Genomic DNA, 11,646 nt, shown 5'->3' with positions numbered 1-11,646 from the left:
CACATGGTTAATTTAATATCAATTCTATAACTTTACATACTGCTTCAACATCATTTGAAGACATACTGGCATGTAGCGGTAGACAAATAATTCCTTTTGATATCTGCTGACTTATAGGGCATCCAAAGCTCAGATTATCAGGGTAAGCAACATCTAAAGATGGTGTAAAATATCGTCGATGTTCAATATCATGCTCAGACAAAGCATCAAGTAGTCTTTCCTGCTTGTCTTTATCTCTAACGAAAATTGGCATGTAAGCACCGTTATACGACGCTTCGGGTAGCCAAAGAGGTAATTCAACATAAGGTTCTAAAAGCGTCCGGTACAAACTAAACAGGTTGGATCGATGCTCAATTACCTCTTCAATCTGATCAAGTAGTGTTAATCCTACTGCGCATTGGTACTCATTCAACTTTGCATTAATACCTGGCTCGCCTAATTGTCCATTCGCTTGAAGACCAAAGTTAATGAACTCTTTCGCACGTAAATAATCTTCATGCCGCTTGAATACAATTGCACCACCTTCGACTGTATGGAATATCTTAGTGGCATGAAAACTCAATGTACTAGCATCGCCAAAGTTTAAGAGAGACTCCTGACCAACCTTAACTCCAAATGCATGAGCAGCGTCGTATAGAACTTTGACCTTATATTGCTCTGCAATTTCTTTGAAACTCTCAACTTCACAAGGATTTCCATATACATGTGTTGCAACAACACCATCTACTTGAGAATTTGCTTCAAGAGCTGCTTTCAAAGCATCTGGAGATAAGTTATAAGATTTTGAATCGATATCGCAATAGCTCACATCAATACCTTGCCACATCAACGCTGATGAAGTTGCAACAAAGCTAAATGGTGTAGAGATCGCGGATTCAATTCCTAAAACTTTACATGCCACCTGAAGTGCCAGCGTACCATTAGAAACTAACAATAAGTTTTTAACACCCAAAAACGTTTCAAGTCGTCTAGTAAGCTTTTCATGCAATGGCCCAAAGTTAGTATACCAACCACTCTCATTTACTTGAGATAAATAGTTAGAAAGCTTAGTTAAGTCTGGGGCTAATGGGCTGTTAAGTTTAATTGTCATCTTCGCTCACAATGCTTGATAGGTAGATACCATAATTGTTCTTCTTAAGGGCATCAACTGCCGCCATTAACTTCTGTTTGCTAATCCAACCATTGTTAAAGGCAATTTCTTCCAAACATGCAATCTTATAACCTTGTCGTTTCTCTATCGTCGAAACAAATTGAGCAGCTTCGAGCAAGCTTTCGTAAGTACCTGTGTCTAACCAGGCAAAACCACGCCCTAACATTTCAACATTGAGCTCGTTTGCTGTTAGGTACATTTGATTTAATGTGGTAATTTCCAGCTCACCTCGCTCTGATGGTTCGACTTGCTTAGCTCTACTCACGACTTGGTTGTCAAAGAAATACAGCCCCGTCACAGCATAGTGGCTCTTTGGCTTAGCTGGTTTTTCTTCAATAGAGATAGCTTTTCTGTCGGCGTCAAACTCAACCACACCAAATCGCTCAGGGTCTTTCACTTGGTAGCCAAACACCGTAGCCCCATTGCCACTCTCTGCCGTCTCAACCGCTTTCTTTAACTTTGGAGTGAACCCTTGCCCATAAAAGATGTTGTCACCCAGCACCAAACATACTGAGTCATCGCCAATGAATTCTTCACCAATGATGAAGGCTTGAGCTAAGCCGTCTGGGCTTGGTTGAATCGCGTATTGCAACTCAATGCCAAACTCTGAGCCATCACCTAATAGACGCTGAAAGCCTTCCTGGTCTTCTGGCGTGGTGATGATCAAGATTTCACGAATGCCCGCAAGCATGAGTACTGACAACGGGTAGTAAATCATTGGCTTGTCATAAACCGGCAGTAACTGCTTAGAGACACCGCGTGTAATAGGGTAAAGGCGAGTGCCCGAGCCACCTGCTAAAATAATGCCTTTCATTATTCGCCCGCTCCTAATCGCTCAAGACTGTATGAACCATCAAGCACACGTTGCCACCATTGTGGGTTGTTTAGGTACCATTCGACGGTTTTGCGAATACCGCTTTCAAACGTTTCTTCTGGCGTCCAGCCAAGCTCTTGAGCAATCTTGGTGGCATCAATTGCGTAGCGCACATCATGACCAGGGCGATCTTTCACATACGTGATCAAAGATTCATAAGACTCAACACCTGCAGGTTTGTTTGGTCGCAGCTCTTCAAGTAGCGAGCAAATGGTTTTCACGACTTCAATATTCGCTTTTTCATTGTGACCACCAATGTTGTAGGTTTCACCGACTTCACCTTCGTTGACCACTTTGTACAGCGCGCGAGCATGGTCTTCCACAAACAGCCAATCTCGGATCTGCATACCATCACCATACACAGGCAACGGCTTGCCATCGAGGGCATTTAGAATCATCAGAGGGATCAACTTCTCTGGGAAGTGGTACGGGCCATAGTTGTTGGAGCAATTAGTGATAAGTGTTGGTAAGCCATAAGTACGTTGCCAAGCGCGAACCAGGTGATCGCTCGAAGCTTTAGATGCAGAATATGGGCTGCTCGGCGCGTATGAAGTGGTTTCGGTGAACAAATCATCCGTTCCCTCTAAATCACCATACACTTCATCCGTAGAAATATGATGAAAACGGAATGCCGATTGGCGCGCTTCATCTAAGCCCGACCAATATTGACGAGCCGCTTCAAGCAAATGGTAAGTGCCCATCACGTTGGTCTCAATAAAAGCAGCAGGACCATCAATAGAGCGGTCGACATGAGACTCGGCGGCCAAATGCATCACCCTATCGGGTTGATGCTCTGAAAACACGCGATCTAGTTCAGCTCGGTCACAGATATCTACTTGCTCAAAGTAGTAACGTTCACTCCCTGAGACATCAACCAGTGATTCTAGATTCCCTGCGTAGGTCAGTTTATCTAAATTGATGACGGTATCTTGGGTGTCACGAATGATATGTCGGACAACAGCTGACCCAATAAAGCCTGCTCCACCGGTTACTAATATTTTCATTACAAATGTTACCTACGTTAATTTTTGTGCCATCAGATACACATGAATACTTTATGATTATTGTAGTTTATAGACTCACTCGAGCATCGTTAGACTCAAGAAGGCTTACTTAGAGCAATCAACATAAAATGATAAAAAACTCAATTAAGATTGAGAAGCATAACCGTCCTGAAAATGTTCAAAATCGGATTCTTGCCAAATAATCTGTCGCTTTAAACGCTCTTTATTAAATGAACGCAGAAGTCTATTTAGATTTTGATGCTTCCAGTCACCAGAAGTTTCAAAACGACACTTATCAAAATCGATAATCCATACCTTATCTTTGTCGTCGATCAAGATATTGTGGATATTCAAATCAGTATGGTTAACGCCAACCTGATGCATCTTGGCAATTTCTTGCCCTATTTTCTGATACATTTCTACCGATAAAGACTGTTCTTGCAAGATACTAACCAGATCTCTGGCGTTTGGGATTCGCTCACTTAATAAATCAGCTTGATAGAAGAGTCCTGACTTTACGGCTCTTGCTGCAATAGGACGAGGAACGTGCACCCCAGCCTCAATTAGCGCCAACAAAAGCTGAAACTCTTGCGCACAACGGGTGTTATCCCAGCCAGAGAACCAATAATGATCGTTAACTAACTTCCCAAACAAACCGCCACGACGGTAATGACGTAGTGCCGCTTGCATGTTCTCTAGTTGGATAAACCATGTCGTGCCTCGCCCCGTCGCACTGCCAACCACCTTGTCGGAGGACTGCCAGTATTCCTCATCAAATATCGGTTGGCTAGGGTCTGTAATGATCTCGTCATCAAACCAGATCACTTGGTTGTTGTTTTTATACTGTCGAGTCATACGCTCACCCTCTAGCCTAAATACCGGCTGGCTAATATATACAACCAAGTAAATGCGGCAAACGCCAAAGCAACCATAACGGCAGCAGAGCCTATATCTTTAGCTCGACCACTGAGTTCATGCCGTTCAATACCGATACGATCCACTACCGCCTCAATTGCTGAGTTTAAAAGCTCTACAATCAAGACTAATACCACGACCCCGATCATTAAGATACGCTCAACCATGCCGACATCCACTAGCCAAGCCAAAATCACGGCGATACTCAACAGAGCCAACTCTTGTCGAATGGCAGCTTCATGCTTAAAAGCCGCATTTAATCCTTGGATCGAATAACCCGTCGCTTTAACGATGCGCTTTAGTCCGGTGTTACCCGGCTTGCCAGATTCTTGCGATTGATGTGGTGTTGTCTTTGACATTGCAGAACACTTATCAGTACTTAGCTATATTCGAGCCGTGTATTTTACATTTATTGGGGATGTCTGCATAATTTACCTGCCTCTATTCATCGAATCAGACAATAATTATGTTCACTTCTGCCCCATCGTCACTATGCGTCTTGCGTTTGTCCGCTATCGGAGACGTTTGCAATACTATCGCCACCATTCAAGCTATTCAGAAACACTGGCCTTCGACCCAGATTACTTGGATAACGGGTAAACTTGAAGCCCAGTTATTAGCCGCCATCGATGGTGTAGAAGTGATTGTTTTTGATAAAAAAGCGGGACTTGATGGCTACAAATCACTTTGGCGACAGCTGAAAGGCAGAGAGTTTGATGCGCTATTGCATATGCAGTACGCGATTCGAGCGAGTGTCGCAACGTTGGGCATTAAAGCAAAATACAAACTTGGTTTCTCTTCTGATAGAAGCCAGGACTTTCAAACACTATTTACCAATGTCAAAGTGCCTTCCCCGCAATCTCTGCATGTCGCAGATGGCTTAATGGCCTTTGCCCATCAAATTGGGGTACCAAAGGCAGAACTAGACTGGGTACTTTCTTATTCAGACCGTGACCAAGCTTGGGCAGAGTCTCATATTTCTCGTAGTAAACCTAACCTGCTGATTGTGCCTGGTGCGAGCAAAGCTTATAAAAACTGGAACGCGGAAGGTTATGTGGATGTGATTCATCACGCCAGAGCAAAAGGCTGGAACGTGATTCTGGCAGGCAGCCCGGCTCAGGTAGAATTGGACCTGGCAGAGGCCATTCAATCTCGCTTGGAAGAACCGTGTCTAAATTTAGTTGGACAAAGTTCAATTCTGCAAATGCTTGCGTTAATAGATAAGGTTGAAATGGTCATCGCCCCCGATACCGGACCAGCACACATGGCAAATGCCATGAAAACGCCAATCATCGGACTCTATGCACACCATAATCCGCTTCGAGTGGGACCTTACCGTTATCTAAAATACGTTGTCTCAGTGTATGAAGAAACGATCTTTGCGGAAACAGGTAAAAACAGTCACGAGTTAAGCTGGCGAACTCGCGCTAAAGATGAAACGGCAATGAACCGCATTACCAGCACTCAAGTAATGAGCATGTTCGATCAAGTCTTAGAAGATTTGTATCCTCAATACCAGTAAACTTACTGTCTTGATTTGTTAAGAAGGAAATGACCTTGTCCAAACCAACCTTAGCCGTTGCCTTAATTGTAAAAAATGAAGAGAAGCACTTACAAGCTTGTCTAGACACAGTAAAAGATTGGGTCGATGAGATTGTCCTTCTAGACTCGGGCAGCACTGATCGCACTGAAGAAATCGCCCGACAATACACAGATAAGTTTTACACCAACCTAGATTGGCCAGGATTCGGTAAACAGCGCCAACTGGCGCAGCAATACGTTACGGCAGACTACGTTTTGTGGCTTGATGCGGACGAACAAGTCACTCCAGAGCTAAAAGAAAGTATCTTACATGCGGTATCAGCCAATAAGCCGAACGTTTTATACAAACTTAATCGACTAAGCTCAGCGTTTGGTAAGTTCATCTACCATTCTGGTTGGTCTCCAGACTGGATTGTGCGCTTATATCGCACCGAATATACACAATATAATGATTCGCTCGTTCATGAAAAAGTTGATGAGAAAAACTATCAAACTGAAAAACTGGATGGTCGACTGCATCACTACACTTACGAGCACCTTCATCATTACATCAATAAAACCACTGGCTACCTCAAGGCCTGGACGGATGAACGTGAAGGTAAAAAGAAAGCGGGTTTAACGACCGCTATCGTTCACGCTCTTGCTAGCTTTTTGAAGATGTATGTTCTCAAACGAGGCTTCCTTGATGGCAAGCATGGCTTCATTCTAGCTTGGCTAAGCATGCACTCTACTTTTGTAAAATATATCGATCTCTACTTACGTGAACAGGCAAAAAAATCATGAAAACGACTTTAATTATCACCACTTACAACTGGAAAGAAGCATTAAAAGCGGTGTTAGAAAGCGTGAAACGTCAAACCGTTTTGCCTGACGAAGTAATTGTTGCAGATGATGGCTCTCGAGACGATACCAAAGCAATGGTTGACCAAATGCGTGAAGGTTTTCCGGTTCCACTGATTCATAGTTGGCACGAGGATAATGGCTTTCAGCTTTCAATGAGCCGCAACCGTGCGATCGCCAAAGCATCAGGTGACTACCTCATCATGATTGATGGCGACATGGTGCTGTCCCAAACGTTTATTGAATCACATAAGCAAGTCGCAAAACCAAATTGGTTTGTGCAGGGTGGACGTGTGTTAACGGATGAAAGCTGCAGCAAGGCCATCATGGAAAACGGCTTAGTGCCTTCCATTTTCAGCAAAGGCATTCGCAATCGTAAAAACTGCATCACCAACGCCTTGCTATCGAAATGGTTCTCTTACGAGCGTAATAACGATAAAGCCACTCGCGGCTGCAACATGGCGTTTTGGCGACAAGATGTCATCGAGGTGAATGGCTTCAACCAAGATTTTGTTGGATGGGGACGCGAAGACAGCGAGTTTGTTCATCGCATGTTGAATGCGGGTAAGTCACGTCTTTACCTAAAATTCGCAGGTGTGGGCTACCACTTGTACCACGTAGAAAACTCTCGTGCGTCACTCGGACAAAATGACGAGATTTTAGAGAACACCATTAAAAACAAGCTTAAACGCTGTGAGAATGGTGTTGATCAATTTCTAGAAGCTTAAGATTATAAAAAAGGGGCGTTTCGCCCCTTTTTTATTGTTGCTGAGATAAAGCGAAGTACTTATCGGCAACCATCAATGAGATCAAACGCTCTTTACGTTTATCTTTGAACTGCTCAACCCACTGGTGCGCATTTTCAATGATCGCTAATGCTTCTTGCTCATTCGCTAGGTAATAATCCATCTTTTCGGGTAAATCCGAATAGTCATCCTTCACTTCAACATAGTGGACGCCTGCCTCTAACTTACCTTCCATAAACCAAGTCTCATATTTTGGCTTTGACATAATAACCAAGGAGTTAGACGACATAGCCCACTTAAGGTTGGTGGCCACATCATTGCCTTCTATACAGAGCAAAAACTTATACTGCAGTTGCTCTTCAATACTCATAAAGCCCTTTTCCCATGGTTTCCCTTCTACCGGGCGGGTCTGGCCAATATTGCATTGCGGATGGTTATAAAACGCATGAATTACCTTTTTACGATGCGGCTGAAAACCCACGCCGCGCCACGCTACCATGTCCTTTTTATCTTGATAGCGAACAGGATCATCAATAAATTTAAAATGACGAACTTGATTAAGTTTCAACACCACTGAATTTTGGTTGTTACCAAAAATAGGGCGGCTTTTTATAAAGCTCGGTACATTGGGGATGTGTGTAACATCGCCGTTGATGTAGTTAAACGCAAAACTGGAAGGGAAATAGCGTACAACTTGGCGAAGATCGAAAAAATACGTCCAGCCTTTCGTTTTTTTGAATGTATCGATGGTCGCGTAACTTTGTTCTCGGCTATCGACTGAAAACGGCATTTCACACTTATTGTAATAGTTCACCCGCTCAAGACAGCGGTGCTGCTCTGCCTCAGTCAGATTCGAAAGTAAACGCTTGGCTTGTGCTCGATATACAAAGCGAGGGATAAGTATCGAGAGAGCGTTTGAGAAATAATAAGGGAACTTACTGTCTTTCATTCAGTTTTTCCCCAATCGCGATGGCTACTGGCTTGGGAACGAATTGTTCGATACTTCCGCCATGAATCGCGACTTCTCTCACGATAGTCGACGATAAAAACGCAAACTCTTCTTCAGGAGTTAAAAATACGCTCTCAATTCCTGGTAATAGCTTTCGGTACATGTTGGTCAGTCCAAACTCGTATTCAAAGTCTACCGTTGTTCGTAAACCACGAATAAGAACCTTAGCTTTCTCATCTCTCGCGAAATCCACTAATAACCCGGAGAATCCCTTTACCGTCACACCAGGTAAATGCGCTACAACGTCCTGCATCAGTGCAACGCGCTCTTCCAATGAAAACATAGTGTTCTTCGATGGGCTTGCGGCTACGCCAATCACAACCTCATCAAACATTTCGTGAGTACGTTCTATTAGATTGAGGTGACCATTAGTCACTGGATCAAAAGTGCCCGGATAAATGACTTTCATATAATTTACTAAGTTATTCGAAACTAATTGAATTATTGAGGCTCGAACGCAAGATTACAACAACTTAAGCTCGATAATAGCTCGACTTACTTCTGACACTCACTACAAAAGAAGGTATTACGTTGGCCAACCTTTAGCTCTTGAAGTCGTTCGCCGCACTCTGGGCATGGCTCTCCGGCTTTTCCGTAAACCAATAACTCTTGTGCAAAGTAACCCGGCTTTCCATTGGCTTGCGCAAAATCTTTCAGAGTAGTCCCACCTTGCGTAATGGCAACCTCAAGTGTCATTTTGATATTTTCAACAAGTAACCCCCACTCTTGAGAAGTTAGCTTACCTGCAGGCCTTGAAGGGTGAATTCGAGATTTAAACAACGACTCATTCGCGTAGATATTTCCGACACCAACCACGACTTTGTTGTCCATGATGAACTGCTTGACGGCGACACGCTTATTTTTAGCTTTCTCCGCTACATATTCCGCATTGAACTCTTCAGTTAAAGGCTCAGGCCCCATGTTTGCTAGTACAGCATGTGACTCACCAGGAGCACACCACAGCCATGCCCCAAAACGACGCGGATCGTTATAACGCAGTATTTTTCCACTGCTTAGTTTGAGATCCACATGATCGTGCTTTGCTGGCGGAAAGTCGGCGTCTAGAACACGTAAAGACCCCGACATGCCCAAGTGAACAATGGCTGTACCGGTGTTTGTCTCGATCAGTAAGTATTTCGCACGACGACTAATCGCACGGATCACCTGCCCTTCCAATTTTTTAAGCTCTGTAGGAATATCCCAGCGCAATTTAGGCGTTCGAAAAGTAAACGACTGGATCGTTTGTCCAACCATGTGGGGGCTAATCCCCATACGACTGACTTCAACTTCTGGCAACTCAGGCATTAGATTCTCCAATTCACCGGCTAATAGTTCTCGCTGCTAGCATAATCGAAAAGAAAAACGATAAATAGGGAAGCTTATTAGGGGTATAGACGCAAAAAGGCTTTACTCTGGCATAAGGTAGTTTTCATCAACGGAGATAGCTACCCATTTGTCTTGCCAGGTTTTAAATAGCCAAAAATCAGGTAAACGAAAGAAAGTCACCCGCTGCGGCTCTTCGAGATCCTGATACCAGACTTCTACCGTTTCAGGTACCGCTAGGTTAGGTTTTAAATGGTCGTACTGTTCTGAGGTAAGCTCGGTCCCTTCCAATGATTGCCAGCGTGATACAAGCTCACTGATCGGTGCATCAACTTTGATGTTGGATTGCCACCGTCCATCATGCAGCTCGAACTCCCAGCCACTATAGTACAAAGACTCCACCGTATAGTCGGAGCGAAGTACATTTGGGTAAGGGTCTGCTTGGTCTGTTAATAGGTAAGTTTTGATCCACATCGGCGCATTTAAGATCACTATAAACGCGATAATGCCCAGAATAAGAATATTGTTCCATCGGCGGCGACGAGCCGGACTCACACGCATAACCATCTCTACTCTCTTATAGTTATGAGTAAATTACCAAAGAGTATTGAGCTTGACTAGAACAACGGTGTGCAAGTGTGTAGGGAAGTGGTAACTAAGCGGCAGAGAGCGATCAATCAAAAATTCGAGTATAGAGTCGGACCAGTAAAATAACTTCAGCAGTACTTTATAATCCGATGACGTACTGAACACTTTATCTTCAGCACTTTTATTCAGGTAATAAAAAACCCAACTCGAAAGTTGGGTTTTTCAATTCATCAAAGAGACTGAAACCAATTATTTGATTTTTGCTTCTTTGTACATAACGTGCTGGCGAACTACTGGATCAAACTTTTTGATCTCAAATTTGCCTGGCATGTTACGCTTGTTCTTATCAGTTGTGTAGAAGTGGCCTGTACCTGCAGAAGATACTAGACGGATTTTCTCACGAACGCCTTTCTTTGCCATTGCTTATTTCCTCTTAAACGTTTTCGCCACGTGCACGCATGTCTGCAAGAACAGTATCAATACCTTTCTTGTCGATGATGCGCATACCTTTAGCAGATAGACGTAGTTTAACAAAACGTTTTTCGCTCTCTACCCAGAAACGATGAGTTTGTAGGTTCGGCAGAAAACGACGCTTAGTAGCATTTCGTGCGTGTGAACGGTTGTTACCCGTTACTGGACGCTTACCAGTTACTTGGCATACTCGTGACATGAATGTCTTCTCCAAAATCGTTTCAGCTCGATATCAACCTTGGTGGCCGAACCTCTCTATCTCTCGAAAAGAAGTTAGAGGTTAAGAACCGCTATGGAAAATCCATACAAGGCTATCAAAGGTCGCGCATTATACTAACTTGATATGCATTGCTCAAGACCCGAACAGATCCTTTTTACAGGTTTTCGTGATCTTTTTTTAGACAGCAGATTTTTTTAGCAGTCCAAGCTGAATTCAGTTAAAAATTTAGTGGCGTGGATGATAGCAGATTTTTAGCAACTAACAACCTAAAAAACGCACAGTTACATCCAGCCTCTTTCAGCAAAAGAGACACTTTCCCCATCTCCGATGACGAAATGGTCCAAAATACGAATATCCACCAATGCTAATGCGTCGATGAGACGCCTTGTAATCCTTCTGTCAGCTTGGCTCGGCTCAGCAACCCCTGAAGGATGATTGTGCGCCAAAATCAAAGCTGCCGCGTTATGATGCAGAGCACGCTTAACAACTTCTCTCGGATACACCGACGCTGCATCCAACGTTCCTTCAAATAAAATTTCATCTTTTATCACTCGGTGCTGGTTATCGAGAAAAAGAATATAAAAAGCCTCTCTTTGCCGATCCCTCAAAATAGAAGACAGATATAACTTAGTTTGGTCGGGGCTGGTTAAGGCATCACCACGCTTTAGCGTCTCCGCCAAGTAACGTTGTGTCATTTCTAGTACAGCTTGCAATTGAACATACTTGGCTTGCCCTAATCCTTTGTGACGACAAAACTCTTCTTCTGATGCTGAAAATAGTTGTCTGAGCGAACCAAAGTCTTGAATAAGAAAGTCTGCAAGCTCAATCACGTTCATTCCGCGGGTGCCTGTGCGCAAGAAGATGGCCAGTAGCTCAGCATCGGTCAAAGCTTGCGGCCCTCGTTGCAGTAGCTTCTCTCTGGGCATGGACTCATTTGGCAAAGCTTTCAGTATCATCTGATGTC

15 protein-coding genes are annotated in these 11,646 nt (G+C 43.7%); 3 read left to right on the top strand and 12 right to left on the bottom strand.

The window, feature by feature from the left end; genetic code table 11:
• Positions 1-7: 7 nt before the first annotated feature.
• From NL626_RS15460 to NL626_RS15440, 5 genes are all read right to left on the bottom strand, one after another.
• Entirely contained in the window at positions 8-1,090 is a 1,083-nt protein-coding gene (locus NL626_RS15460; protein WP_170893629.1) for a DegT/DnrJ/EryC1/StrS family aminotransferase, read from the bottom strand.
• Entirely contained in the window at positions 1,080-1,964 is an 885-nt protein-coding gene (rfbA, locus tag NL626_RS15455) for a glucose-1-phosphate thymidylyltransferase RfbA (protein ID WP_253657496.1), read from the bottom strand. Before rfbA ends, NL626_RS15460 begins: the two co-directional genes overlap by 11 nt.
• Positions 1,964-3,028 (bottom strand): dTDP-glucose 4,6-dehydratase, encoded by a 1,065-nt coding sequence (gene rfbB, locus NL626_RS15450; RefSeq protein WP_248487241.1) that lies wholly within the window; start codon positions 3,026-3,028, stop codon positions 1,964-1,966. Before rfbB ends, rfbA begins: the two co-directional genes overlap by 1 nt.
• A gap of 144 nt (positions 3,029-3,172) precedes the next feature.
• Positions 3,173-3,883 (bottom strand): 3-deoxy-D-manno-octulosonic acid kinase, encoded by a 711-nt coding sequence (locus NL626_RS15445; RefSeq protein ID WP_053303388.1) that lies wholly within the window; start codon positions 3,881-3,883, stop codon positions 3,173-3,175.
• Between the two features lie 11 nt (positions 3,884-3,894).
• Positions 3,895-4,302 carry a diacylglycerol kinase gene (locus NL626_RS15440; protein WP_253657495.1) on the bottom strand — a complete coding sequence of 136 codons (408 nt, stop codon included), beginning with the start codon at positions 4,300-4,302 and terminating at the stop codon, positions 3,895-3,897.
• Between the two features lie 107 nt (positions 4,303-4,409).
• On the opposite strand from NL626_RS15440, the gene NL626_RS15435 reads away from it, so the two are divergent.
• Genes NL626_RS15435 through NL626_RS15425 form a run of 3 tightly spaced genes read left to right on the top strand, consistent with a single transcriptional unit; the run spans position 4,410 to position 7,053 of the window.
• Positions 4,410-5,465: a glycosyltransferase family 9 protein gene (locus NL626_RS15435; RefSeq protein ID WP_053349741.1), complete on the top strand. Its 1,056-nt coding sequence runs from the start codon at positions 4,410-4,412 to the stop codon at positions 5,463-5,465.
• Between the two features lie 35 nt (positions 5,466-5,500).
• Positions 5,501-6,268: a glycosyltransferase family 2 protein gene (locus NL626_RS15430; RefSeq protein ID WP_005395793.1), complete on the top strand. Its 768-nt coding sequence runs from the start codon at positions 5,501-5,503 to the stop codon at positions 6,266-6,268.
• The gene (locus NL626_RS15425; RefSeq protein WP_171344436.1) at positions 6,265-7,053 is read left to right on the top strand and encodes a glycosyltransferase family 2 protein; all 789 of its coding nucleotides are present in this window, start codon (positions 6,265-6,267) and stop codon (positions 7,051-7,053) included. Before NL626_RS15430 ends, NL626_RS15425 begins: the two co-directional genes overlap by 4 nt.
• Positions 7,054-7,084: 31 nt before the next feature.
• On the opposite strand, the gene NL626_RS15420 is transcribed toward NL626_RS15425, so the two are convergent.
• The 7 genes from NL626_RS15420 to radC form a co-directional block, all read right to left on the bottom strand.
• On the bottom strand, positions 7,085-8,020 hold the full coding sequence (locus tag NL626_RS15420) for a glycosyl transferase family 90 (protein WP_047103787.1): 936 nt from the start codon (positions 8,018-8,020) through the stop codon (positions 7,085-7,087).
• Positions 8,007-8,489 carry a pantetheine-phosphate adenylyltransferase gene (gene coaD / locus NL626_RS15415; RefSeq protein WP_005379411.1) on the bottom strand — a complete coding sequence of 161 codons (483 nt, stop codon included), beginning with the start codon at positions 8,487-8,489 and terminating at the stop codon, positions 8,007-8,009. Before coaD ends, NL626_RS15420 begins: the two co-directional genes overlap by 14 nt.
• 86 nt (positions 8,490-8,575) lie before the next feature.
• A complete protein-coding gene (mutM, locus tag NL626_RS15410; protein WP_253657494.1) occupies positions 8,576-9,385 on the bottom strand; it encodes a bifunctional DNA-formamidopyrimidine glycosylase/DNA-(apurinic or apyrimidinic site) lyase in 810 nt (269 codons plus the stop codon).
• Positions 9,386-9,487: 102 nt separating this feature from the next.
• The gene (locus NL626_RS15405; protein ID WP_025998646.1) at positions 9,488-9,964 is read right to left on the bottom strand and encodes a hypothetical protein; all 477 of its coding nucleotides are present in this window, start codon (positions 9,962-9,964) and stop codon (positions 9,488-9,490) included.
• Positions 9,965-10,240: 276 nt separating this feature from the next.
• On the bottom strand, positions 10,241-10,411 hold the full coding sequence (gene rpmG / locus NL626_RS15400) for a 50S ribosomal protein L33 (RefSeq protein WP_004410866.1): 171 nt from the start codon (positions 10,409-10,411) through the stop codon (positions 10,241-10,243).
• A gap of 13 nt (positions 10,412-10,424) precedes the next feature.
• A complete protein-coding gene (gene rpmB / locus NL626_RS15395; protein ID WP_005384783.1) occupies positions 10,425-10,661 on the bottom strand; it encodes a 50S ribosomal protein L28 in 237 nt (78 codons plus the stop codon).
• Between the two features lie 302 nt (positions 10,662-10,963).
• Positions 10,964-11,638, bottom strand: coding sequence for a DNA repair protein RadC (radC, locus tag NL626_RS15390; protein ID WP_253657493.1), 675 nt, complete (start codon positions 11,636-11,638; stop codon positions 10,964-10,966).
• Positions 11,639-11,646: the final 8 nt, after the last annotated feature.

Source organism: Vibrio sp. Y58_MX_L22, from assembly GCF_024181865.1.
Classification (GTDB): domain Bacteria; phylum Pseudomonadota; class Gammaproteobacteria; order Enterobacterales; family Vibrionaceae; genus Vibrio; species Vibrio alginolyticus.
The sequence above is the reverse complement of the archived record's forward strand: the minus strand, read 5'-3'. Positions and strand labels throughout refer to the sequence as shown.